General features: G+C 45.2%; 18 protein-coding genes and 3 pseudogenes. 8 read left to right on the top strand and 13 right to left on the bottom strand.

Annotation, left to right across the window (positions count from 1 at the left end; genetic code table 11):
- Positions 1–60: 60 nt before the first annotated feature.
- The 3 genes from BFN00_RS05410 to BFN00_RS05400 form a co-directional block, all read right to left on the bottom strand.
- Positions 61–1,509: an NAD-dependent succinate-semialdehyde dehydrogenase gene (locus tag BFN00_RS05410; RefSeq protein WP_071850716.1), complete on the bottom strand. Its 1,449-nt coding sequence runs from the start codon at positions 1,507–1,509 to the stop codon at positions 61–63.
- A gap of 16 nt (positions 1,510–1,525) precedes the next feature.
- Complete coding sequence (gene gabT, locus BFN00_RS05405) at positions 1,526–2,788, bottom strand: 4-aminobutyrate--2-oxoglutarate transaminase (protein ID WP_071850690.1); 1,263 nt, start codon at positions 2,786–2,788, stop codon at positions 1,526–1,528.
- A gap of 347 nt (positions 2,789–3,135) precedes the next feature.
- Positions 3,136–4,407 (bottom strand): Glu/Leu/Phe/Val family dehydrogenase, encoded by a 1,272-nt coding sequence (locus BFN00_RS05400; RefSeq protein ID WP_071850715.1) that lies wholly within the window; start codon positions 4,405–4,407, stop codon positions 3,136–3,138.
- A gap of 328 nt (positions 4,408–4,735) precedes the next feature.
- Between BFN00_RS05400 and pdxR the strand changes: the two genes are divergently transcribed.
- The 4 genes from pdxR (at position 4,736) to BFN00_RS15920 (ending at position 9,694) form a co-directional block, all read left to right on the top strand.
- Positions 4,736–6,238, top strand: coding sequence for a MocR-like pyridoxine biosynthesis transcription factor PdxR (pdxR, locus tag BFN00_RS05395; protein WP_071850689.1), 1,503 nt, complete (start codon positions 4,736–4,738; stop codon positions 6,236–6,238).
- A gap of 417 nt (positions 6,239–6,655) precedes the next feature.
- Positions 6,656–8,110: an amino acid permease gene (locus BFN00_RS05390; RefSeq protein WP_071850688.1), complete on the top strand. Its 1,455-nt coding sequence runs from the start codon at positions 6,656–6,658 to the stop codon at positions 8,108–8,110.
- A 371-nt stretch (positions 8,111–8,481) separates the two neighbouring features.
- On the top strand, positions 8,482–9,351 hold the full coding sequence (locus BFN00_RS05385) for an SDR family oxidoreductase (RefSeq protein ID WP_005246373.1): 870 nt from the start codon (positions 8,482–8,484) through the stop codon (positions 9,349–9,351).
- A 172-nt stretch (positions 9,352–9,523) separates the two neighbouring features.
- Positions 9,524–9,694, top strand: a complete 171-nt coding sequence (locus BFN00_RS15920) for a hypothetical protein (RefSeq protein ID WP_004280276.1) — start codon at positions 9,524–9,526, stop codon at positions 9,692–9,694.
- A gap of 82 nt (positions 9,695–9,776) precedes the next feature.
- Here the strand turns inward: BFN00_RS15920 and BFN00_RS05380 are convergent, their stop codons facing one another.
- From BFN00_RS05380 to BFN00_RS05355, 6 genes are all read right to left on the bottom strand, one after another.
- Positions 9,777–10,838: an enoyl-CoA hydratase/isomerase family protein gene (locus tag BFN00_RS05380; RefSeq protein ID WP_071850687.1), complete on the bottom strand. Its 1,062-nt coding sequence runs from the start codon at positions 10,836–10,838 to the stop codon at positions 9,777–9,779.
- Positions 10,839–10,863: 25 nt separating this feature from the next.
- Entirely contained in the window at positions 10,864–11,637 is a 774-nt protein-coding gene (locus BFN00_RS05375) for an enoyl-CoA hydratase (RefSeq protein WP_071850686.1), read from the bottom strand.
- Positions 11,638–11,656: 19 nt separating this feature from the next.
- Positions 11,657–12,784, bottom strand: a complete 1,128-nt coding sequence (locus tag BFN00_RS05370) for an acyl-CoA dehydrogenase family protein (RefSeq protein WP_071850685.1) — start codon at positions 12,782–12,784, stop codon at positions 11,657–11,659.
- Positions 12,785–12,843: 59 nt separating this feature from the next.
- Positions 12,844–14,493, bottom strand: coding sequence for an AMP-binding protein (locus tag BFN00_RS05365; RefSeq protein WP_071850684.1), 1,650 nt, complete (start codon positions 14,491–14,493; stop codon positions 12,844–12,846).
- 86 nt (positions 14,494–14,579) lie between these two features.
- Positions 14,580–15,470, bottom strand: a complete 891-nt coding sequence (gene mmsB / locus BFN00_RS05360; protein WP_071850683.1) for a 3-hydroxyisobutyrate dehydrogenase — start codon at positions 15,468–15,470, stop codon at positions 14,580–14,582.
- Between the two features lie 11 nt (positions 15,471–15,481).
- On the bottom strand, positions 15,482–17,011 hold the full coding sequence (locus BFN00_RS05355; RefSeq protein WP_071850682.1) for a CoA-acylating methylmalonate-semialdehyde dehydrogenase: 1,530 nt from the start codon (positions 17,009–17,011) through the stop codon (positions 15,482–15,484).
- Positions 17,012–17,188: 177 nt separating this feature from the next.
- Here BFN00_RS05355 and BFN00_RS05350 point away from each other — a divergent pair, with 177 nt between their 5' ends.
- Both BFN00_RS05350 and BFN00_RS05345 read left to right on the top strand, forming a co-directional pair.
- Complete coding sequence (locus BFN00_RS05350; protein WP_004280289.1) at positions 17,189–18,073, top strand: LysR family transcriptional regulator; 885 nt, start codon at positions 17,189–17,191, stop codon at positions 18,071–18,073.
- A gap of 168 nt (positions 18,074–18,241) precedes the next feature.
- Complete coding sequence (locus BFN00_RS05345) at positions 18,242–18,919, top strand: type 1 glutamine amidotransferase domain-containing protein (RefSeq protein ID WP_071850681.1); 678 nt, start codon at positions 18,242–18,244, stop codon at positions 18,917–18,919.
- Between the two features lie 110 nt (positions 18,920–19,029).
- On the opposite strand, the pseudogene BFN00_RS05340 reads toward BFN00_RS05345, so the two are convergent.
- Positions 19,030–19,881: pseudogene (locus BFN00_RS05340) on the bottom strand (AMP-binding protein); the annotation flags it as partial.
- A 2-nt stretch (positions 19,882–19,883) separates the two neighbouring features.
- Here BFN00_RS05340 and BFN00_RS15795 point away from each other — a divergent pair.
- Positions 19,884–20,045, top strand: a pseudogene (locus tag BFN00_RS15795) (MarR family transcriptional regulator); the annotation flags it as partial.
- A 74-nt stretch (positions 20,046–20,119) separates the two neighbouring features.
- Here the strand turns inward: BFN00_RS15795 and BFN00_RS05330 are convergent.
- A pseudogene (locus tag BFN00_RS05330) lies at positions 20,120–21,395 on the bottom strand (MFS transporter).
- 358 nt (positions 21,396–21,753) lie between these two features.
- Between BFN00_RS05330 and BFN00_RS05325 the strand changes: the two are divergent.
- Positions 21,754–22,977 (top strand): CaiB/BaiF CoA transferase family protein, encoded by a 1,224-nt coding sequence (locus BFN00_RS05325; protein ID WP_071850680.1) that lies wholly within the window; start codon positions 21,754–21,756, stop codon positions 22,975–22,977.
- A 70-nt stretch (positions 22,978–23,047) separates the two neighbouring features.
- On the opposite strand, the gene BFN00_RS05320 is transcribed toward BFN00_RS05325, so the two are convergent.
- Positions 23,048–24,730 carry an AMP-binding protein gene (locus BFN00_RS05320; protein WP_071850679.1) on the bottom strand — a complete coding sequence of 561 codons (1,683 nt, stop codon included), beginning with the start codon at positions 24,728–24,730 and terminating at the stop codon, positions 23,048–23,050.
- Between the two features lie 76 nt (positions 24,731–24,806).
- Entirely contained in the window at positions 24,807–26,303 is a 1,497-nt protein-coding gene (locus BFN00_RS05315) for a flavin-containing monooxygenase (protein WP_071850678.1), read from the bottom strand.
- Positions 26,304–26,315: the final 12 nt, after the last annotated feature.

Here is a 26,315-nt window from a genome sequence, read left to right as displayed (position 1 = left end):
CACTGGAGGCTGACATTGTCTCATGAGTTTTTAATGAATACGTTTACTTGCGAAACGTCATTATGAAGAAATATCAACACAGAGATATTTCATTTCAAGGTATTCATCCATACCGAATTTAGACCCTTCACGGCCTAACCCTGATTGCTTGACTCCACCAAATGGCGCAACCTCATTAGAAATAGCTCCGGTATTAATTCCCACCATACCGTATTCTAAGGCTTCACCTACACGCCACTGACGTGCTGTACTTTGGGTAAATACATAGGTGGCCAGACCGAATTCCGTATCGTTCGCCATCTGAATCGCTTGTTCTTCTGTCTTGAAGCGGAATAACGGTGCCAATGGTCCAAAAGTTTCTTCTTTTGCCACACGCATCTGCTGAGTAACTTCAGTCAGAAGCGTTGGTTCGAAGAATGTACCGCCCAGATTTGAACGCTGTCCACCGATTTTCACTTGTGCACCTTTGCTCACTGCATCTGTAATATGTGACTGCACTTTTTCAATCGCAGCCTCATCAATTAATGGACCTTGGGTAGAGGCTTCATCCCGGCCATCCCCGACTTTCAGCTTGGCAACGGCAGCCACCAGTTTTTCTACCAGCGCATCATAAATGCCATCTTGTAAATAAATCCGGTTCGCACAAACACAAGTCTGTCCACTATTACGGAATTTACTGGCCATGATGCCCTGTACCGCCTGTTCAAGATTGGCGTCATCAAAGACCAGAACTGGTGCATTGCCACCAAGTTCTAAGGACAGTTTTTTGATGGTCGGCGCACACTGCTGCATCAGGATACGGCCGACTTGAGTTGAGCCGGTAAAGCTTAACTTTTTCACGGTTTCGCTTTCACATAAGACCTGACCCACTTCAACTGCATCACCACTGACATGCAGCAATACATCTTGTGGCAAACCTGCGCGCAAGGCCAAAATTTCAAGCGCATAGGCGGTTAAAGGCGTTTGTTCAGCCGGTTTAACCAGCATGGAACAGCCAGCAGCCAGAGCTGGCGCGGCTTTACGGGTAATCATCGCCGCCGGAAAATTCCATGGTGTGATGGCCGCTGTTACCCCAATTGCCTGTTTGATAACCAATAAACGTTGATGGGCAAGCGTTGGCGTCAACACGTCCCCATCAATCCGGCGCGCTTGCTCGGCAAACCAGCGGATAAAGGAAGCGGCATAACCAATTTCACCACGCGCCTCAGCCAGTGGCTTGCCCTGTTCAGCAGTTAGGATCTGAGCCAAAGATTCTTTATGTTCCTGCATCAGATTGAACCAGGCCCAAAGCACATCCGCACGTTCAAGTGCTGTCTTGGCTTTCCATGTTTTCTGTGCTTGCTGAGAACGAGCAATTAGCTGTTCTACAGATGTCCGGTCATGGGATTTCACCCAGGCCAAAGTGGCTTGGGTTGCTGCATCGTTGACTTCAATATATTCACCCGTGGCAGGCTGATCGAAGCTGATATCAGGATGCTGTAATAAATCTCTATATTGCGCTTGAAGCATGATCATTACTCTTTTATTAGGCTGCGACAGACAGTGCAAACCCTTGTTTCAAGATAGCCAATCCCGCACGGAACTGTTCTGCCGGAATCGTGAGCGGGTATAGGAAACGGATTACATTACCATAACGACCGCAGGTCAGGATTAACAGACCATTTTGCATGGCATGGTTTTGTACAGCTTTTGCCTGTTCCGCGGTTTCAAGCTCAACTGCCACCATTGAGCCCAGTGCACGAATATCTTTGACCATGCTAGATGACATTTTCAGTTCATGTAAAACATCAACCAGTTCTGCTCCTAAGTCATTGGCACGCTCACAAAGACCTTCTTCTTCAATGATATCCAGTACCGCATGGGCAGCCGCAACAGCAACCGGGTTACCTGCATAAGTACCGCCCAGTCCACCTGGATTTGGTGCATCCATGACTTCAGCACGACCCACAACGCCTGAGATCGGGAAACCGCCGCCCAGACTCTTGGCCATCGTAATCAGGTCTGGCTTGGTATCATAATAATCCATCGCAAACAGTTTACCTGTACGCGCAAAACCAGACTGTACTTCATCAGCAATCAGTAAAATGCCGTTTTGATCGCATATTACACGCAAGCGTTTCAGGAAATCTGCTGGCACCACATTAAATCCGCCTTCGCCTTGTACAGGCTCAAGCACAATCGCTGCTACGTCATGCGCAGCAATATCTTCTGCGAAAATATCTTCAATGCTTTGAATTGCATCATCAACGCTAATGCCTTTGGATTCCACCGGGTAACGGGCATGGAAAACGCCACCAGGCATCACACCAAAGTCGCGTTTATAAGGTGCAGTTTTACCGGTCATGGCCATCGTCATGAATGAACGGCCGTGAAAACCATTACCAAAAGTCACAATGCCATGACGGCCAGTATGGGCACGGGCAATTTTAACTGCATTTTCGACAGCTTCAGCACCAGTCGAAAAGAATGAGGTTTTTGCAGCACCTTGGATGGGAGCGCGTGCATTGATACGTTCTGCCAGAGCAACGTAGCTCTCGTATGGTACAACCTGATAAGCCGTATGGGTAAATTTGGTTAATTGTTCAGTGACCGCAGCAATAATTTTAGGGTGGCGATGACCAGTATTCAGTACGGCGATCCCGCCCGCAAAGTCGATATATTGATTGCCTTCTGCATCCCAGATGGTCGAGTTTTCTGCTTTCTCTGCGTACCATTGACACATGACCCCAACACCACGTGGTGTTGCCTGCTGTTTACGTGCATTCAGTGCTGAGTGTTTACTGTCCATTTTGTATCCTCATTCTTGATTCATACGTTGTAAATTTTGCTATCCGGATCTTGGGATAGAAATTTGCCAAAGACTGGCTGATATGGTTCATTTTGCGCTTTTATACGTATGAGACGAGAGCCACTTTGCAGCAGATCGAAGGAGCCAATTGGTCTAGTTGAAATTAGTAAAAGAGTCAAAATATAAAATTATTTTATTTATAAACAAGTATTTATGTTTTTAATAAAAATTGGCTCCTTTTTAAATAAAGAAGCCAATTTAAAAATCCATTGCAAAAATTTAGGATAGGTCATCATGGATTAAATCCATTCATTTTTATGGATTAATCCATCTTGCAAAAACTTCGCTTAACCCGGATAGATGCCGCGTTCCTGACGCGCCATTAAAATCCGCTCACAGGCCAGAATATAAGCGGCTGTACGCAAGGAACATCCGGCCTGGACTGATTTTTGCCATACATCCTGTACCGCATTTTTCATGCTGGCATCCATACGCTGATTAATCTCTTCCTCGGTCCAGAAATAACTGGCCAAATCCTGAACCCATTCAAAATAGCTGACCGTCACGCCACCCGCATTGCAGATTACGTCTGGCACCACGGTAATATGACGTTCACTCAGAATTTCATCGGCCTCAGTCAATGTTGGACCATTGGCACCTTCTAGAATCATTTTGGTCTGAATATTTTGCGCGACCTGAGTATTAATCACACCTTCCAGCGCTGCCGGAATAAAGACTTCGGCAGGAATGGTCCAGAAAGCTGATGCAGAAATTTCATCGCTGGCAGAAAATCCCTGAATTTTATGGTGGGTATTTGAGTATTCAAGCAGCTTTCTAATATCAATCCCCTGTTCCTGATACAGGGTGGCAGAATGGTCCTGAACACAGATCACTTTGCTGCCATTTTCCTGGAAAAGCAGCGCAGCTTCACTGCCGACATTACCGAAACCCTGTACACAGACCCGGGCATCTTTTAAATCCATACCAATTTGCTGGGCAACTTCACGACCGCTAATAAACACACCACGGCCTGTGGCTTTACTGCGGCCTAAAGACCCCCCTAAATGAACCGGCTTTCCGGTCACTACACCAGTAATCGTAGAACCCGCATTCATGGAAAACGTATCCATCATCCAGGCCATGATTTGCGGATTGGTTCCAACATCCGGCGCCGGAATATCTTTTTGCGGTCCAATAATTAAATTGATTTCTGCCGTATAACGTCGGGTCAAGCGTTCCAGTTCGCGCTTGGAAAGCTGGCTCGGATCAACTCGCACACCGCCTTTGGCACCGCCAAAAGGTAAATTTAGAGCAGCACATTTGATCGTCATCCAGGCCGACAGAGCCATCACCTCATCTAAATTGACATCTGGATGAAAACGCACGCCGCCTTTGCCTGGACCGCGAGTTAAATTGTGCTGAACACGATAGCCTTCAAAATGCTGAACCGTACCATCATCCATGATGACCGGAACATCGACAATCAAACTGCGCTTTGGGCGTCGCAGCATGTCCAGTCGTTCACTCAGCTCACCCAGATAAGGCGCTACTTTATCCAGTTGCTTAAGATAATTGTTCCAGGCCGTTGTACCTTGCTCGGTATAGGTCAATCCTTTCATCATCATGTTCATTCTATGATCCTTTTGTTATATGCAGTCGTATGTCCTGGCGGCTGCAACACATCTCTATTCGGCTGTTATGGCAATCATTGCTTGATTCAGGTCTTAGTTCAGCGAGCTCCAAACAAAATCAGTGTCTAGATTTTCCGCTTTAGTTTTAATCGGTATCTGTGTATATTGCCTGCCCGCCTGTATGCTCGCATTCAAGCCGCAGATAGATGATCAAAACGCATACAAGACACTTTACAATGACTGCCTGATCAGACTATTTTGCACCTAGCAATACCGCTCTCACGAGAGCCATTTCAAATTTGTAGGAGAGAGCCAATTGCGTAGCTTGCTTGGAGATTATTTACTGCAGCGATTGCAGCAAGATGTCACAGGAACATTACAGATGCGCCTGTTCCGCTGCTTGCGTAACGCGATTATTGATAGCGTACTGGCTCCCAAAACCCGCTTGCCTGCATCGCGTGATCTGGCCAAAGAAATTCAGGTATCGCGTAATACGGTTTTAAATGCCTATGAACAATTACAGGCACAGGGCTATGTGGATGCCCGTACCGGTCAAGGCACCTGGGTAGTAGAGAAATTACCCGAATCCTTTTTAGTGAAGGCAGAACAGAATTCTCCTACTATTCCGGAAAAAAAAGCGCAGCAAAATTACAATCTGTCGCAACGCGGTTCCTACTTGCTCGGTTATTCCGCAGCTTCGCCTTATCAATGGGGAGCCTTTGTACCGGGTGCACCCGATGTAACCGAATTTCCGCATCATATTTTCAGCAAAATCCAAACGCGTTTGAGCCGTGAACCTCAAGTCAACAACCTGATTTACAGCAATGCCGGTGGCTCCCTGGAACTGCGTCAGGAGCTAGCGGAATATCTGAAAATTGCCCGTTCAGTGCAGTGCGATGCTGATCAGATCATTATTACCGAAGGCACCCATCAGGCAATTGACTTAGTCTCGCGTACTTTAAGCGACATAGGCGATGAAGTCTGGATCGAAGATCCGGCCTATTGGGGCGCGCGTAATATTTTACGAATTAATGGCGTCAATCTACGTTCCTTACCGGTGGATCAGGAAGGGATTATTCCCGATCTGCATCCCAAGAAACCACCTAAACTGATTTTTGTGACGCCGTCGCATCAGTATCCTTTGGGCTCACATTTAAGTTTAGAACGGCGCAAACAGTTAATTGCACTGGCACGCCAGCACAATAGCTGGATTGTTGAAGATGATTATGACAGCGAGTTCAGGTTCTCGGGCCAGCCCTATCCTTCTTTACAAGGTTTAGAGCCGGATTCTCCGGTGATTTATATGGGGACGTTCAGTAAGACGATTTATCCGGCCCTGCGTATTGGCTATTTAGTGGTACCAAAACAGCTCTTTTCTTCATTGCGAATTGTGGCCTCGGAACTTTATCGTGGTGGTCACTTAATCGATCAGCAAACACTGGCTGAATTTATCCGTGAAGGACATTATGAAGCGCATATCCGACGGATGCGTTTATTGTATGGCAAACGCCACGCTTTTTTAATTGACCTGATTCGCCGACATTTAGGTGAAGATTTTCTGCATGAATACAATACCGCCGCCGGTTTGCATCTGATTTTAAAATTGCCCAGCAGCAGTGATGATGTCTTGATTGCATCCAAAGCGCTTGAACTGGGAATCAAGGTCAGAGCCTTATCGCAATACTATACCAAACATTATTCCACCCGGCAGAAAGGATTATTACTGGGCTTTGCCTGTGTGAGTGAACAGGAAATTCTGGTGGCTTTCGGGATATTGTTAAAGTGCTTGCGCGAGCATGGGATCCGCACTTTAACTTAGTAAAAACTCAGGGATCAATACAATTATATTTTTAAAATCAAAAAGCTTTTAATTTATTTTTAAAGGGAACGTAAACCTGCTTTTAGCCTGATATTTTAGGTAGGCTTTATTTTTCTGTAAATATTGCCTGCTTATATTTTTTATCTCTTAAGCCAATTGGCTCCTTTGAATTGCTCAAAAATGGCTCTCGTCACTTTACAACAAAAAAGAGAAATTAACCGCATACATGAACAGCATGTAACCGTACTTTAATCAAAGTGTGATCCTGTCTATAGGGCTACAAGGATTCATTTTATTAAGATTAACTTAATATTGGTCAAGCACTGATGAATTCGGTTACAGTTTCAAAGGATAAGATAGCGTAAGCCAAATAAGGAATTTTATTGCCGCTATGCTATTGATATTAAGGGAAATTATATGGCAAAACATCAACATTTCTCCAATTCCGAATCATCAAACGGCTTAAAAAACGGACTTAAATCACGCCATCTCACCATGATTTCAATTGCCGGTGTCATTGGTGGAGCACTCTTTGTCGGCTCCGGTAATGTCATCTATTCTGCAGGACCGGCTGCACTCATTGCCTATACTCTAGGTGGAATATTAGTTTTACTCATCATGCGTATGCTGGGAGAAATGGCGGTACTGAATCCCGACAGTGGTTCATTTTCAACCTATGCAGATCGTGGAATCGGGCGCTGGGCTGGATTTTCTATCGGCTGGTTATACTGGTCTTTCTGGACGTTGCTCATGGGCTGGGAAGCCTTTGTTGCCGGGAAAATCCTAAATAGCTGGTTTCCATTTATCCCGATCTGGGGCTATATGCTTCTGGTCACTGTAGCACTGGTCTGGATTAATCTCCGTGACGTAAAAAACTTTGGTGAATTCGAGTTCTGGTTTGCCCTGATCAAAGTTATTGCCATTGTACTGTTTCTGGTGTTTGGTAGTTTGGCCGTGATGCACCTGTGGCCTTGGGGCGATGCCTCTATGCTCGGTGGTACAACTCATCTAACCGCTCAAGGCTTTATGCCTAATGGGTTTTCATCGGTGATCACGGCCTTATTGGGTGTAATGTTTGCTTATATGGGAGCAGAGATTGTCACCGTAGCAGCAGCTGAAACCAAAGATCCAGCCAAGGAAATTCGTAAGGCCGCTAATTCAATTGTATGGCGTATCATTTTATTCTATGTCGGTTCAATGTTGATTACGGTTTGCCTGATTCCACACAATAATCCTTTATTGAAAGATCCGACCTGGGGTACGTATAGCGTAGCGCTTACTGCACTCGGTATTCCCGAAGCACGCCATATTGTTAATTTTGTCGTGCTCACCTCGGTATGTAGCTGCTTTAACTCCGCACTTTATACCTGTTCACGCATGGTCTATTCCCTCTCGAAACGTGGAGATGCACCAAAGAGTTTCGGTTTAACCAACCGCAATAACAGCCCATGGGTAGGTGTCATCTTTTCAAGCCTGTTTTCTTTCGTGGCGATTTATCTGACTGCCACCGAAAGTATGAATATTTATGATGTCTTGATGTTAGCGACTGGTACCGTATCTTTATATGTCTATCTTGCTATTGCCATTTCTCAGCTTAAGTTACGTAAAAAACTGGAAGCTGAAGGACAAAATATTCCATTCAAGATGTGGTTATTCCCATGGCTCACTTATCTGGTCATTATCTTTATTGTCGGCGCTTTAATTACCATGATTATTGAAGGAACCTATTTTAAAGAAGTGGTTTATACCAGTGTGCTTGCATTATTTATTGTGGGCTTAGGCATCTGTGCACAAAAGTTTAACTGGGGTAAAGCCTCAGCCAAAAAGGAAAAGGCAGCACAGGCCAGAATTAATTTAAGTGATAATCTTTAATTTATTTCTATAGAAATTTTTTAAACACATCAGAATGAATAAATAAATGGAGAGTTAAAAAACTCTCCATTTATTTTATATACAAGCCCAGTAAAAAAGGCCTATGTATGTCTAGATTTTAAATCTCCGTTGATACCTCACCTTTCCTAATCAAATTTCACCTTTCAAGACCACCTCAGCTATCAAAGTGTAGCCAGAAGCTGTTTCATCAGCTTTTTCTGTTCTGGTTGCTCAACCTAATCCGTTTCAACGAATAATTGATAAATCTCGAATACATTCTGTTATGAAATGTTGAGTCCAGCCTCATTTTGCCTAAAAGCTTCTAATATATTTTTTCTTATATGGCCACAATCATTGGAATTGGAAAAGATATGAATCATTATCCTGAAACCCCAGCTTCAACTGAAACACAAGACCATCAACCGGGTGTGCAAACCAAAATGGACCCTGCACCGGAAATTATTAAACCGCATTATAAAGGCAGTGAAAAATTAAAAGGCAAAGTTGCCTTGATTACTGGTGGTGATAGCGGAATTGGCCGTTCTGTATCGGTCTTATTTGCTCGCGAAGGTGCCGATATTGCCATTTGCTATCTGGATGAAGATCAGGATGCACGGGACACCAAAAAAATGGTGGAAGATGAAGGCCGCCGTTGTCTGCTGATTCAATGTGATTTACAAGATCAAGATGAAATCAAGAAAATGGTGGAGCAGACCCTTCAGGAATTTAAAACGATTAATATTCTGGTCAATAATGCCGGGGTTCAATACCCGAAAGAAAGTATTACCGATATCTCGCCCGAGCAATTACTTAAAACATTTAATGTTAATATTCTGTCGATGTTCCACCTGACTCAGGCGGTGATTCCGCATATGCAAGCAGGTGACAGCATTATCAATACCACCAGTATTACCAGTTATCACGGACATGATCAGCTGATTGACTATGCCAGCACGAAAGGTGCCATCACTACATTTACCCGAAGCCTTTCCACCAATTTATTGAAAAATAAAACCGGCATTCGTGTCAATGGTGTCGCGCCAGGGCCAATCTGGACACCATTAATTCCGAGCAGTTTTGATGAAGAACAGCTTAAAGATTTTGGTAAAAGTACCCCAATGGGCCGCATGGGCCAGCCAAGTGAAGTAGCACCGGCGTATTTATTTCTGGCCAGTGAAGAAGCCAGCTATATTTCAGGTCAGGTGATTCATGTGAATGGCGGCAGTATTATTAACGGCTAATCTGGCACAGAAGATAGCGGTTCTAGCTGACCGTTATCTTCATCTATTTAATCTTTAGATTTTCATATTTTAAAAAATTAGGTTTTTATAAAATGATTCCAACAAATACTTACCCTTGTAAAAATAAGCTCTTGTTATAGTAATTTCAGCCAAACCTGATGAGGATATTAAGATGCCTAGAGGTGACAAATCAGCCTATACCGATAAGCAGAAACGGCAGGCCGAACATATTGAAGAAAGCGAAAAAGAACGTGGTCATTCTGAAGAAGAAGCCGAACGTATTGCCTGGTCAACGGTCAATAAACAAGATGGGGGCGGCAAGAAAAAGAAAACGTCTCATTAAGCAAAATTCATATTCATGACGCTATAGGACACCTATAAAGACCCTTTATAATTTACTTATAGAGGGTCTTTTACCATCAAGTTTAAGTGATATTTTCGATACGCTGCTGAGTCCAAACTGGCCAGATCTTTTGCAAGGTCTTTTCAAATTTTGCATTCTCAGTTCGCCATTTTGGATTTTTGTCCTTATCAATAATCAGCGCACGAACGCCTTCAATAAAGTCGCCCTGCTCTAACCAGACATCTTGCAAGTCGCGTTCTAACTGCATGCATTTTTCTAGCGACAAATTCTGTCCAGCTTGCTGTAACTTCAAGCTGGTTTGCTTGGCCATGACCGGACGTTGCTGCAAAATTGCCAGCATTTTATTGGCCCAGTCCTGATCAGTTGAATTACTTGTATGAGCAAGGCTCTGTTCAATCTCCTCGAGGTTTGGATAGCCGAAATGCTGATTAATCAGATCTGCACGTTTTTGCAGCTCGCTTTCTACCGGATGCGTAATATAGGAACTAATGATCTTTTGAATCTCAAGCGAGTTTAATACCGGCGCTGCAATCAATGCCGCTTCCAGTTCAGCAAAACGCTCACTCGGCACATGATAATCCACCAGATCCAGATATAGCGCATCACTGCTGCTGATCTGTTCCCCGGTCAAAGCCATATAGACACCGACTTCATCTAGTCGGGACAAAAAATGTGTTGCACCGACATCGGGGAAAAAACCAATCGCAGTTTCTGGCATGGCAAAACGTGATTTTTCACTCGTAACTTTGATATGACAGGCTTGAGCCAATCCAAAGCCTCCGCCCAGTACATAGCCATCCATCATCACGATCACGGCCTTTGGAAAATTACGCAAGGTGCTCAGCATCTTATATTCAGTGGCAAAAAAATCCTGATATTGGGTATTGCCGGCCTGATAGCTGTCATACAGATAGCGGATATCTCCTCCGGCACAGAACGCCTTGGGACTGTTGGAATTGATCAGAACCGCTTGTACCTGTGGTTCATGCAGCCACTGATCGAGTTGCGCCTGAATGCCCTGAATCATCGCCAGGGTTAAGGCATTTAAATGACTGGTGCGGTCCAGGCTGATAATGCCCAGCCCCCCTGCGACCCGAATCGCTAAATTATTTTCATCACTCATTCTTTTTGTTCCTATTATGAATTTCTTATTGATGGGTAAATTTGGCTGGGCGTTTTTCCACAAAGGCCTGCATGCCTTCCTTTTGATCGGAACCTGCAAAAATGGAATGGAATACCCGGCGTTCAAAGCGCAGGCCTTCAGCCAGGCTCACTTCAAAGGCCCGATTAATTGATTCTTTAATCATCATCACGGCAGTAAGCGATTTTTCAGCAATTTTCTCGGCAGCTTGCAGGGTTTGTTCCAGCAATTCTTCCTTGGCAAAAACCCGAGCGACCAAACCACTTTGTTCCGCTTCCTGCGCCCCCATCTGCCGTGCAGTCAGGCACATTTCCATGGCTTTGGCCTTACCAAGCGCCAAGGTTAAACGCTGGGTCCCGCCAATGCCGGGCAACACGCCTAAGGTAACTTCAGGCAAACCAAATTTTGCATTATCAGCGCAGTAAATAAAGTCGCACATCAATGCCAGCTCGCAACCACCACCCAAGGCATAGCCGCTCACTGCGGCAATTAAAGGTTTACGGCGCTGCGCAATCCGGTCGGCCAGACTAAAAAAATCGTCCAGATAAATTTGCGGAAAATTCAGATCTGCCATTTCTTTAATATCGGCACCAGCGGCAAAGGCTTTTTCCGAACCGGCAATCATAATACAGCCAATTGCCGGATCTTTTTCTAGTTGATCCAGTGCCTGATTCATTTCAATAATCAGCTGGTTATTCAGTGCATTTAATGCTTGCGGACGGTTTAAAGTAATCAGCCCCACGCCGTTACGTTGTTCTAATAAAATTGTTTGCCACTGCATGAAATAAGTCCTTTTAAAATTAGAGGCTGCGTGCAATCACCAGGCGCTGAATATCGCTGGTGCCTTCATAAATCTGACAAATCCGCGCATCGCGATAAATCCGCTCAATCGGAAAATCTTTAAGATAACCGTAGCCGCCAAAAATCTGCAGCGCTTTGGAACAGACCCGTTCTGCCATTTCTGAAGCAAATAGCTTGGCCATGGAGGCTTCGGTTAAACAGGCTTCACCGGCTTCTTTTTTGCGTGCTGCAAAATGCACCAGTTGCCGTGCCGCTTCAATTTCAGTCGCCATACTGGCCAGCCTGAACGAAATCGCCTGCTGTTCAAAAATCGGTTTGCCAAAAGCCACGCGGTCGTGCGCGTAAGCAGTGGCTTCTTCTAAAGCGGCACGCGCCAAACCAACCGCCTGTGCCGCAATACCGATCCGTCCGCCTTCCAGATTGGCCAAGGCGATTTTTAAACCTTCGCCTTCTGCACCGAGTCTTAAACTTTCATGAATGCGGACATCAGTTAGGGCAATCTGACAAGTATCCGAAGCATGCAGGCCGAGTTTTTCTTCGACCCGTATGACTTCATAGCCAGGTGTGTCTCGCGGCACTAAAAATGCACTCATGCCTTTTTTGCCCGCGTCTGGATCAGTCACGGCAAAGACAATAATCATCCCGGCATTGTGGCCTGAGGTAATGAACTGTTTGGCGCCATTTAGAATGTAATGATCGCCGTCCTTGACCGCTCGGGTTTTAATCGCAGCCGCATCCGATCCGGTATGCGGTTCGGTTAAGGCAAAGGCGCCTATCATTTGACCTTGAGCCAAAGGGATTAAAAATTGCTGTTTTTGCTGTTCAGTGCCGAACTTGAAAATCGGCACACACCCTACAGAGTTATGTACGCTCATAATCGCAGATGTTGCACCATCGGCCGCAGCGACTTCTTCTAAGGCCAGAACATAAGCCAGCGTACCTGTGCCCGAGCCGCCCCATTCTTCCGGAATCAGCATGCCTAAAAAACCCAGCTCTCCCATTTGGGCTAAGGCCTGTTTAGGAAAGATGCCTTTTTGATCCCACTCGCCGGCAAAGGGTTTAATCTGTTCCTGGGCGAAGCTTTTTGCCATATCCTGAATCAGGTGTTGTTCTTCCGTTAATTGCATCGATGCTTCCTTCAATCTCTTTATTTAATCTTCTTATTCAATCTGTTGGCTTTATGAGCTTATGCAGTTTTAGATTGCTGCTTGTTGATTTCCTGATTGCGCAGTAAAAAGCGTTGAATTTTACCGCTTGGGGTTTTCGGCAATTCGGTCACAAATTCAATCAGACGCGGATAGGCATGCGCAGATAAACGCTTTTTCACAAATTGACCCAGCTCTTCCTGCAGCTCGGCAGTTGCAGGAGAATGACCAGCCAGAATCACAAAGGCTTTAATGATTTCGGTCCGCTCGGGATCCGGTACGCCAATCACCGCCGCTTCAATCACGGCATCGTGTTCCAGCAAGGCACTTTCCACATCAAACGGCCCCACCCGATAGCCCGAGGTAGTAATGACATCATCACTACGTCCCACAAAACTCATACTGCCATCGGCATGAATTTCCGCGGTATCTCCGGTTAAATAGTAATGGCCGACAAAAGGCGATTTGCGGCTTTCTTCATAGCCCGAAAACCACATCATTGGGGATTGGCTGATATCCACCGCCAGAATGCCCGGAACGTCCGCAGGGAGCTCATGACCCTGTTCATCGACAACGGCAATCCGGTAACCCGGGCTGGCAAAACCTGCTGAACCTGAACGCACCGGATGCTCCAGCGCATGATGGTTACACACCACCATACCGACTTCGGTCTGGCCATAATGGTCATAAATCGGCACATCTAGCACCTCTTTAAACCAGCGGATCACTTCCGGATTTAACGGTTCTCCCGCACTGCTGACAACACGTAACTTACCGCGTAGTTTTGCCATTTGAGCAGGATCGGCCGCCATCATCATGCGATAAGCAGTCGGTGCACCGGCCAGATTGGTAATGCCATATTCCTTAACAATTTCGCAGACACTTTCTGCATTAAAACCGCCTTCATAAAATAAGGTCGAGTGTCCAAGCATTAAAGGACCAGTAATCGCGTAATACAAACCGTAGGCCCAGCCGGGATCAGCAATATTCCAGAAAGCATCTTCAGGAGTTAGACCAATGGCATTTTGCATATAGCTTGCAAAAGCAATCAGCGCTTTTAAAGGGACTTTAAGAGGTTTCGCTGGTCCAGTAGTACCGGAGGTAAACATCAATAAAAATGGATCATCAACATTCAGGATCTCCAGCTCACAAGCTTCAGCCTGACGGTTTAATACCGTCCAGAAGCTAAGATCGTACGGATAACGTTCCGCTTCGCTTTCGGCATGTACGGTGACGATCGTGGGACAATCGGCAAGATCGGATAATTTCTCTCGATTCGCCAGGTCTGTGATCACCAGCTTGCTTTGCGCCAGCTGAATACGATGCTCGATGGCTTTGGGACCAAAGGCAGTAAATAACGGTTGATAGACCGCACCAATCCGCCAAGTTGCCAAAATGGTAATGATCAGCTCCGGGGTACGCGGTAATAATCCGGAAACGCGGTCGCCTTTGCCAATGCCTTGAGACTTAAGAAAATTGGCAAACTGGCTGGAATATTTTTTGAGCTCGGCAAAGCTATATTGTTCTTTTCTGCCATCTTTACCATGCCAGTATAGGGCAATGGCATCGGAATCGGCATGACGGTCACAGCATTCATAACAGGCATTTACTGCCTGCATTGAACCGGAGAGATACTGACTTGTAACCGTATTTAAATCAAAGTTTTGAACCGTTGTTTGATAATCTAACATGTTAAACCTCAGCCTGAATTTATCGTTATTACTGACAAGGTGTAATTATTGAAGCGAATCCTTGCTCCATCTGAATCTTTTAAGTTTTAAGCAGGTGGCGTAGTGTATTGATGCATGATGCTGGAAAAGTCCAGATGGGCATCGCCTTCCTGACACAGTTGTTGATAGAGTTTTTGTACCATGCTGCCCAGAACCACCGGCTGATCCACCTGTTGCGCAGCATCCACGGCCAAGCCCAAATCTTTGAGCATCAGTTGTGCGGCAAAACCGTCGGTATAACCCCGCGATGACGGCGCATTGACACAAATATCGGGCCACGGATTATAAATTTCCGAACTCCAGCAGCGTCCGGTGGAACTGTTAATCACGCCAGCCAAGGCCTGTGGATCAATGCCCAGTTTAGCCCCGAGTGCCATCCCTTCTGCAACCGCAGTCATGGAAATCCCCAGAATCAGGTTATTACAGATTTTTGCAACCTGTCCTGTTCCCACCGCACCACAATGCACCAGATTTTTACCCATACAGCCAAGAACCGGTTTGACGGCCTCAAAGGTGGCATCATCTGCACCGACCATGAAGGTTAAAGTGCCATCTTTTGCACCTAAAGTACCACCGGATACTGGTGCATCACAGACGCGAATCTGCTTGGCTTGCGCTGCTGCAGCAACCTCCTGAATGGTTTGTGGATCAATGGTGCTGCTGTCGATACATAAGCTGCCTGCTTGAAGCACCTCCAGAATACCGTGTTCACCTAAATAGACTTCACGCACATGCTTGGCGGCGGGCAACATGCTGACCACGATCTCCGCCTGCTTCGCGGCAGCTTGTGGACTGTCGCAGACGATACCGCCCACTTCTGCAAAATGCTGTAAAGCCACTGCACTTAAGTCATAACCAAAAACTTGATGACCCGACTTGAGCAGGTTTTGCGCCATGGAACCGCCCATGTTGCCTAAACCAATAAATGCAATCTTCATGCTGATGCTCCTTAACGCAGACTGATTGTGGTATTGACACCAGTGGTTTCCTGGTCATCTTCAAACCAGCGGCTGGTAATGGTTTTGGTCTGGGTATAGAACTGCACCGCCTGTTTGCCATAAGGACCGAGATCACCCAGTTTTGAACCGCGTGAACCGGTAAAACTGAAGAAAGGCACAGGTACAGGAATTGGAATGTTAATGCCGACCTGACCGATATCAATCTGGTTCTGGAAGGTACGTGCCGTATTGCCATTCTGGGTAAACAGTCCCACACCATTGCCAAATGGATTGGCATTAATCAGCTCAATGGCTTGCTCTAAAGTATCGACATGCATGATCGCCAGTACCGGGCCAAACACTTCTTCTTTATAAATACGCATATCGGTCGTGACCTGATTAAAAATCGTGGGACCGACAAAATTACCTTGTTTATAACCTGGAACCTGTACATCACGCCCATCCAGCAGCATTTCAGCGCCTTGTTCAACGCCACTGTTAATTAAATCGATCACACGCGCTTTGGCACGGGTTGAAATTACCGGTCCCACATCGGTATTCGGTTCATGTCCGGCATTCACCTTTAAGGTTTTGGTTTTATTGACCAGTTCATCGACCCAGTGCTTGGTCTCACCGACCATTATGGCCACGGAAAGTGCCATACAACGCTGACCCGCTGCGCCAAAAGCTGCACCGACCAACGCATTTAAAGTCTGTTCTTTATTTGCATCTGGCATCACCACCACATGGTTTTTGGCGCCCATCATCGACTGCACACGTTTGCCGTGCTTGCCTGCCAGATTGTAGACATGCGTACCGACTGCGGTTGAACCGACAAAAGAGATGGCTTTGATGTCACGATGGGTACACAGCAGATCGACTACCTCTTTACCACCATGCACGACATTCAGCACGCCTGCCGGTACACCGGCTTGAATCGCTAACTCAACCAGCATCATGGTCGACAATGGATCCTGTTCCGAAGGCTTCAGGACAAAGGTATTCCCACAAACAATCGCCATCGGGAACATCCACAGTGGAATCATCGCCGGGAAGTTAAACGGTGTAATCCCGGCACAAACACCCAGTGGTTGCTGCAAGGTATAGGTATCGACACCACGTGCCACACCTTCAATATACTCGCCCATTTGTAGGGAACCGATCGAACAGGCATGCTCCACCACTTCTAAACCACGCTGGATATCACCTTCGGCATCGGCCAGGGTTTTGCCCTGTTCCGCCGTTAAGACTCGGGCGATACTTTTTAGGTTTGTACGAATCAGATCCTGCAGTTTCAGCATGATTCGCATACGTGCCTGGATCGGGGTCTGGCGCCAGTTGGAAAAGGCATTTTGTGCAGCAGCAATGGCGGCATTAACTTCTTCTGCGGTAGCAAAAGGCACTTGGCCCAAAACTTCCTGAGTGGCAGGATTAACAATATCTTGCCAATGGCTGGTTTTTGATTCGACAAATTCACCATTAATGAGAAGTTTTGCGGTGGTGAATCCGGTACTTTGCTGTGGATGAGAAATGGCGTTCATGGTCGCTCCGTGCTGGTTTGTTATTGTCGTTGTATCTGCCTTTACTGGCTTTTATTTAACGTATAATTTTTACGCTGTTTCAGCAGACTAACAAAGAACACTTTGACCACCAATAGAAAATGATGCACGATGATTGTGCAAATTTGCACAGGGATTTAACAGGATGTTAAATAGAAGATGAAAGTGGATTGGGATCATTTACGTTTCTTTTTAGTTTTGGCACGTGCTAAAACGCTTACCAATGCAGCACGCTTGATTGGGGTTGAACACAGTACCGTGGCACGGCGGATTCAGGCCCTGGAAAATACCCTCGGTACTCAACTGTTTAAGCGCGAAGCCACCGGTTATGAACTGACCTCGGAAGGTCTGGCACTGGTACCGCGTGTGGAACAGATGGAGCAGTCCTTTATCCAGATTGACAAGCGCCACGACCCTTTGCAAGGTCGGGTCCGGATTGGTGCGCCAGAAGGTTTTGGTACGGCATTTTTAGCCCGTCTTTTGGCAGAATTTTCCCAGCATTATCCTTTGCTGACCATTGACCTGATTCCGGTACCGAAAGCGATCAAACTTTCACATCGAGAAGCCGATATTGTGATCGCGATTGACCGGCCCAAATCTGGCCCCTATATCATTACTCGTTTGTCTAACTACTGCCTGAAACTGTATGGCAGCCAGCATTATTTACAGCAAAATCCGGAAATTAAAAAACTGGAAGACCTCCAGCAGCACCGTTTTGTCGATTATATTGATGATCTCGTCTATAGCACTGCACTGTATTCGCTGGAGCGTCTTCCCTTGCAGGTCAGTGCCTGTTTTCGCAGTAATAGTATTCTGGCGCAGGAAATTGCGGTTCGTGCAGGTGCTGGACTGGCCATTTTGCCGAAATTTCTGGTCAATGATAAAAGTGAACTGAAAGAGGTGCTGGGTCAGCAGCTCAGTTTTACCCACACTTTCTGGATGCTGACGCTGGTCGATCTGCAACATGAACCAAAAATAAAACTGGTCTGGGATTTCTTGCGTAAACAAGCTGATCTTCAGCAAGACCTGTTAATGGGCAGATGAGTATTGAACATACTGTTCACTTTGCAAGGCTACATAGTTTAGTTAAATCAACTGAAACAACAACGTATCGATACAGCAAATGAACGTATCACAACACTCCTGACCTCTGTGACTTGTTAAATTAACAGTCGATTATTCAGGATGTTTAACGAGATACAGGAAAATAATATGAAAATCTTGATGGTGCTGACTTCACATGACCAGCTGGGTGATACTGGCAAAAAAACCGGCTTCTGGCTGGAAGAACTGGCTGCACCCTATTACACTTTTGTCGATGCAGGCGCAGAGGTAGTTTTGGCTTCTCCTGCTGGTGGTCAGCCACCACTAGATCCAAAAAGTAATGAGCCGGATGCGCAAACCGAAACTACCAAGCGCTTTGAAGCAGATGCATCGGCCATGCGGACACTTGCCAACACACATAAACTGAGTGAAGTCTTAAATCAGGATTTTGATGCCGTGTTCTATCCGGGCGGTCACGGACCATTATGGGATCTGGCCAAAGACCAGAATTCCATTTCTTTAATTGAGCAAACCTTGCAGGCAGATAAACCTGTTGCGCTGGTCTGTCATGCACCGGGTGTACTTCGTGAAGTCAAAGATGCCGAAGGTCATTCGATTGTAGAAGGCAAGACAGTCACCGGTTTTACTAATACCGAAGAAGACGGCGTAGGCCTAACCGATGTTGTCCCATTTCTAGTGGAAGACATGCTGAAAGAAAAAGGTGGGAAATATTCCAAAACTGAGGACTGGCAGGTATACGTGCAACAAGATGGTCTGCTCATTACTGGACAAAACCCCGCCTCTTCTGCTGCAACGGCTGAAGCTTTATTAAAATTATTAAAGTAGAAGTTAATCTAAAATTCGTATTAACCTTTTAGATCGCTTCTTTTTGAATAAGAAAAACCCTGAATAAAGCAATATTATTCAGGGTTTAATTTATCTATTTATTCCCAGATTTAGTTCGCTTCAACTGCCGTTGAGGCAATATGCTGAGCCAGTAATTCTCTGAGTTTAAATTTCTGGATTTTCCCGGATGGCGTCATCGGAATTTCAGCCCAGATCTCCAAACGTTCTGGAAGATATTGCATAGTCAGATTATGGGTTTTCAGGAACTCTACCAGTTCATTGAAGCTCAAAGGTTGAGCCGGATCTTTCAGCTTGATGATTGCACAGGCACGCTCGCCCATTCGCTCATCTGCATAAGCCACTAAAGCCACTGTTGCAATATTCGGATGTTTATACAGCAATGATTCAATTTCTGCGACCGGAATATTTTCCCCGCCCCGAATAATCACATCTTTCTTACGTCCACAAATCCGGATATAGCCCTGCTCGTCCTGATAGGCAATATCGCCAGTATCGAACCAACCTTCGGCATCTGTATCATTTAAATGGGGGCGTTTTAGATATCCGCCAAAATTTGAACAGGTACGGATCATCAAACGACCGGATTCATTCAGGGCTTTGCTCTGACCTTTTTTATCCACGATCTTGATTTCTACACCTGGTAAAGCGATGCCATCAGTATTGAAAGAGCGCTCATCTTCATCTTCAGGTCGGGTCAGCGTCACTGCACCACATTCGGTCATACCCCAAGCGGATATGACTTTAACGCCCAGAATTTCCCGGGCTTTTTGTACCAATGGCCCCGGAATGGGTGCACCAGCACACAGGAAAATTTTTAGTGAATCAACCTTGTCATGCTGTTCCGCCACGGTATTGGACAGGTCATTCAGGAATGGGGTCGAGGCCATGGTGAAATTCACCTGATGCTGATGAATTAGATCCACTGCTTTGGCTACATCCCAGCTTGGAAACATGGGACAACTTGCAAGCTGATTTCTTTGATTTTTATGGTCAGGCCTTAAATAAGCTGGCTTTTGATGATGTGGTTACCCTAATTCATCTGCTCAATAAAGTAAATGATGGTTTAAAAAGTATTCATCTGCATAAAGAAACGGATCAGGAATAAACAAATAGAAATATAGCTTTAATTGAAGAATATAAAAAAGAGCCTGAATTCAGGCTCTTTTTTATAAATTGAAATTATGCCTTTTGTGGATCGTATTGACGGTCTTTAATGAATATCCCGGACACTGCGCCACACAAGAAATAGGCACCCCCCATAATCAGGAAGCCTAAGCCAATTGAACCACCGCTGGCTGCCGCGCCAATAATTGCAGGGGCAAACATGGCGCCGATACGACCTGCATTATAAGCACCGCCTACCGCAGTACCACGAATCGAGGTGGCGAAGCTTTCTGTCATATAAGTGGCATTAATCGCATATGGAATGCCGTATAGGAATCCAAAGAATATCAGCAGATAGGCAATGTTATCTGGCGTATTGAATAGCACAATCACGGGCAGGAAAATCGCCGTTCCAATTGCTCCAAACGAAAAGACAGCGCGTCTACCCAGACGATCTGCGGCAAAGCCCGCCAGAATTTTTCCGAAAATTATCGCCACATAAGTACCAATCATATAGCCGGCCATAGATTTAAAATTCATGTGCAATTCAGATTCCAGATATGCCGGCATCCAGTTGTTTACGCCATAGTAGCCAAATTGCAGAAAACCGGCCGTAAAGATCCACAAAATAAACATTCTGCGATTCGCAGGATCCGCAAAAATCTCTTTGACTGTGCTTTTTTTGGCGGGTTGCTGTACTGTGATTTCAGCTGGGGCATATAAATAAACGCTGCAAACGTGCACGCTGCCAGGATTCTGGCTCAGGAACCAGTTTCTGGATAAAAATCGCCATAACCGAGGGAATAATGGCAATAAAAAACAGGGTTCGCCAGCCATATTCCGGAATGATCCAGCCTGCCAGTACAGTGGCCACAATATAACCAACGGTCCATCCTGCCTGTAAGGTACCTAAAACCGTGGTGCGATATTCAGTTGGAACATATTCAGCCATGAGCGTATTGGCTGCAATATATAAAGAGCCAATACCAAAGGCAGAAAGAAAGCGTAAAACAGCAAATTGTTCAAAGTTTTGTGCAAAGCCTAAGGCTGCGGTCAATATAGAAAATACCAGAATCGAAATGACCACGGTACGTACACGACCTAGACGGTCACAGGCCCAGCCACCTATAAAGCCACCAATCGCCATACCTGCTAAGGTAAAACTGCCTAGTGTACCAGCCTGCAGATTACTGAGACCAAACTCTGCTTTCAGGCTATTTAAACTGAATGACAGCAGCAACATGTCCGCGCCATCTACCAGTAAAGCCAGAAAGGCGAAAATAAAAGCAATTTGCTGGGTTCGTTTGGTCGTCGGTTTAATCTTTTCTAATTCTCTCGCTAAATCCGTCATATTTAAATCTCTGTTTTCCTATCCTTAGGTTTTCATGATCTTTTTATATTTAAAGCTATTCCGCTAATGAATATGCTTTAAGGCTAATCCGTTTTTAATTCACCTGATTAACTCCTTTTTTAATCCTGTCCGGGAGATCGTTTTTTCCTTTTTATCAGTTAGCTCTTGTTCCTCATTCATGCTTATATTTGCATCAGGCTAAAGAAAATAAGATGAATATTCAATCATTTTGGATATTTTATTTTGTTATGCGAAATTTATTATCATAAAGTTGATTGTTCTTTCATTTTCATATAGCTTTAAAAAGAGGGATTAGAACGATATGTCATTTGAATAGGATCGAACAGGGAGCGTAATAATGGGTGCCTTAACAGGATTTCGTGTACTGGATTTAAGCCGGATTTTGGCTGGGCCCTGGTGTAGCCAGATTCTGGCTGATCTGGGTGCAGAAGTGATCAAGATTGAAAAACCGGATCGTGGGGATGATACCCGTATCTGGGGACCACCTTGGCTTAAAAACAATCAGCAGCAAGATACCCATGAATCGGCTTATTACCTGTCAGCCAACCGTGGCAAGCACTCGGTTGCAATCGATTTATCTACACCTGAAGGTCAACGTATTATCAAAAAACTTGCTGAACAGAGTGATGTAGTCATTGAAAACTATAAAGCCGGTTCGTTGAAACGATATGGGCTGGATTATGAAAGTCTAAGTCAACTAAATCCGCGACTGGTATATTGTTCTATTACCGGTTTTGGCCAGAACGGTCCGCGTGCTCAAGAGCCGGGTTATGATTTTATCGTTCAGGGAATGGGCGGCATGATGAGTGTCACGGGTGAACGTGATGATCTGCCCGGTGGTGGCCCGCAAAAAGCAGGTCTGGCCTTTGCCGATTTGACCACCGGCTTATATGCCGCAATTGCCATTCAGGCGGCTTTGTTGTCCCGTGAGAAAACCGGTGAAGGTCAGTATATTGATATGGCGCTGCTAGATACCCAGGTTGCTTCCCTATCCGTTCTGGCCATGAATTATCTCACCTCAGGCAAAGTCCCCGGTCGCTTTGGAAATGCACATGCCAATATTGTGCCCTATCAGGTGTTCAAAGCCCAGGAAGGTGAATTTATTATTGCCTGTGGTAATGATCTGCAATTTCAAGCTTTGTGTCAGGCCGTTGGTTTGGCTAATGTGGCAGAAGATCCTCGCTTCTTGAAAAATTCTGGACGTGTTACACATCGTGAAGAACTGACCACAGTTCTACAGGCTCATTTCTATACTCGACCGGCAAAAACCTGGGTGGATTTAATCCATGCGGTTAAAGTGCCGGTAGGAATGATCAATGACCTGAAACAGACTTTGCAAGAAGAACAGGTATTAGCGCGTGATATGGTGATTAAAATGCCGCATACCTTACGTGAAGATTACACCTCAATCGGTTCACCGATTAAACTCTCCAAGACACCGGTAGAATATAAAAAGGCCCCACCTTGTCTGGGTGAAGATACTGATGCCATTTTGAGTCAATATTTAAGTTCTGCTGAAATGGAAGAACTGAAAAGCAAAAAAGTTATCCAGCAGCGATAAGCCTGCAAGCAGTAAAAAAGGAATCTTGCGATTCCTTTTTTATTTTAAAGATAATGGATTAGATCATTCCTTAACAGGCCTTAGCGCTGGGCTGAACAGTACGAGGCAGTTCACGACGCAGAATTTTGCCTACTGCAGACTTTGGTAGTTCGGACACAAATTCAATGTATTTCGGCAATTTATAACTGGTCAGTTGCTGCTTCAGATAAGTCATGATTTCATCTTGGGTTAGAGTTTCATCCTGTTTCACAATAAATGCCTTGGGTACCTGTCCAGATTTTTCATCATCAATACCAATCACTGCACATTCCAGTATCTTAGGGTGTTTGGACAGTACGCCTTCCAGCTCATTGGGATAAACATTAAATCCGGACACCAGAATCATGTCTTTTTTTCGGTCCAGAATGGTGATATAGCCCTGCTCGTCCATACAACCGATATCACCTGTCAGGAAGAATCCATCTTTGGTAAATACCTGTGCTGTTGCTTCGGCTTGCTGCCAGTATCCTTTCATCACCTGTGGACCACGTATGGCTATTTCTCCAGCCTGATTAAGCTCTACAGGTTTTCCTTCATCATTCAGAATCAGAATTTCAGTCCCTGCCAATGGCAAGCCAATCGTGCCACTAAATCGCCGGCTTAAAGGCGGGTTAAAAGTTGCAGTTGGTGAGGTTTCAGAAAGTCCGTAGCCTTCATAAATCTGGCAGCCTGTGACCTCATACCATAAATTTGCCGTATTTTTTAAAATCGATGCTCCCCCGCCAGTTGTAGTTTTCAGGTTTGAATGATCCAGTTCACGAAAACGTGGATGATGTCCCAGTGCATTAAACATGGTATTCACCCCAGGGAAAACAGTGGGTGGATGTTTCTGGTATTGATCCGCCAAAGCATCCAGATCTCTCGGATTTGGAATCAGAACATTGGCGAAACCACGGCTTAAACCATAACTGAACAGGCAGATGGTAAATCCATAAATGTGATACAGCGGCAAGGCACAGAATACATATTCATTTTCAGTGGCATAGCGGTCACCAAAATGGCTGATAAATACGGTACTGTTCTGGGCGATATTAAATAAAATATTGCGATGGCTCAGTTCTGCACCTTTAGAAACACCTGTGGTACCTCCCGTGTATTGCAGAATGACCGTATCTTCCTGATGCTGTACAGGTGTTTTGAAATCAATAATTTCTACCTGATTTATTGCCTGCCTAAAGTCAAAGAACTGTTTATCCGGATATTGTGTTGCCTGACTATAAATAGCACTTTGCTGCTCTTGAATAAAATCCGGCGAATGCGTCGAAATAACATATTTGAGTTGAGGACATTCCTCTAATGCTGTTAATTGCTCCAAAGTCTGTCCAAGGATAATCAAGGCTTCTGCACCTGAATCCTGTAGCTGATGATAGAGCTCGCGCTGGGTGTACATGGGGTTGACATTGACCAGCACATAACCGGCCCGAATAATGGCAAAGGTAGCGATTGGATATTGAATAATATTCGGTAACATCACCGCAATACGGCTGCCAGCAGTCAGCCCAAGACTCTGTAAATAGCTAGCCAGTTTCTGGCTATACACATCGATATCGTGATAGCTGAATTTGCGATCTAGATAGATAAATGCGGTTTTATCCTGAAATTTTACCAAATTTTCAGCAATTATCGTGCTCAGGGTTTTCTCAGGATCTGGCCAGGTAAACTCCGGATTGATATTCCACTTTTTATATTCTTCCATCCATGGCTGAATGCTCATGACTATACTCCTGTCCTGGATTTACATTTATTTTGTATTATTTAAACTATAAGATTTTGATTTTAATTACATATTTTTAAACCACTTTCTGCTGTCTCGATTCAACATACTGATAGTGATAACCGCTACGAATAAAATGCTGATTTTTATCCCTAAATGAATGAGCATAATCCGGCCAGACCAGAGTCAGCTTGCGACTGACCGGGTCCAGATACCAGCTTTTACAGCTTTCCGATAACCAGACACTACCTTGGGAAAGTTGCTGTAGCTCCTGCATATAGCTATTTTCAGCGCTCTGATCCGCTTCGAAAACCTGAATCTGTTCCTGCTCAAAAAACTGTAAGGCATCTAGGATTAGATCAAATTGGGTTTCCAGGAAATAAAGTGCTGAATTATGCCCACTTCCGGTGTTGGGACCATTCAGGATAAACAAGTTTGGAAAGTTGTGTACGGTCGTTGACTGATAACCCTGCATACCGCTGGACCATTGCTGTTCTAGGCTTAAGCCATGTTTACCAACGACCTTTGCGGCATAAGGTGGACGTGCCGCTTCAAATCCGGTGGCAAATACGATGATATCTGCTGAAAATTCATGTCCTGCCTGACTCATCACGCCATCTTTGGTTACTTGTGCTAATGCTGAGTCTTCAAGCATGACATGTGGCTTTAAAAAAGTCGGATAATAATCGTTGGACAGCAATAAACGCTTACAGCCCGGCTCATAATTCGGTGTCAATTTACGCTGTAATTCAGGTTCTGCAATCTGATGTTTTAAAAATTGTAGACAGTTTTTCTTGACCCGTTCAATCTGACTTTTCAGATTACGACGTTGGGCAAAATTGTATTCATTGCCCCAGAACAACGAGTGTCTGAGTGCTGACATACTGTCCGGATCTTTACGGAAAAGCTGCTTTTCTGTTTCGCTATAAGGTCGATCTGGTCGCGGCAAAATATAAGGCGCACTGCGTTGCAATACGGTCAGGCTTTTTGCTGTTTTGGCAATTTCCGGTACAAGCTGGATGGCAGAAGCACCAGAACCGACCACAACGATATGCTGATTTTCCAGATTCAGCTCGTGGTTCCAGCGCGCAGAATGCATCACTTGGCCTTCAAATTCTTCCAGCCCCGGAATTTGCGGGAGATGCTCATCTGCCAGATGCCCGGTTGCTGTAATTAGAAATTCCGCTTCATAAAGATCTTTAGAGGTCTGAATTTCCCAAATACGTTCTTCGGCATTCCAACTGGCTTTTTCCAGTTGCGTATGAAAATCAATATGGGGCCGGATATTTTCCTGATCACAGCATTGAATTAAATAGCGCTGAATTTCTGCCCCTTGCGGAAAGACCCGAGACCAGTCCGGATTTTTAATAAAAGAGAAAGAATATAAATGGGACGGTACATCACAGGCGACCCCGGGATAGGTATTGTCACGCCATGTTCCACCCACTTCTGCTGCCCGTTCTATGATTTTAAAATCGTGAATACCCTGCTGTTTAAGGCGGATTGCCATGCCCAAACCGCCAAAACCGCTGCCTACAATTAGAATCTTGCTGCGCTGTCCTTGAGCTTGCATTATTTATCTCCT

This window comes from Acinetobacter sp. AR2-3 (genome assembly GCF_001878775.1).
Classification (GTDB): Bacteria; Pseudomonadota; Gammaproteobacteria; order Pseudomonadales; family Moraxellaceae; genus Acinetobacter; species Acinetobacter lwoffii_D.
The sequence above is the reverse complement of the archived record's forward strand: the minus strand, read 5'-3'. Positions and strand labels throughout refer to the sequence as shown.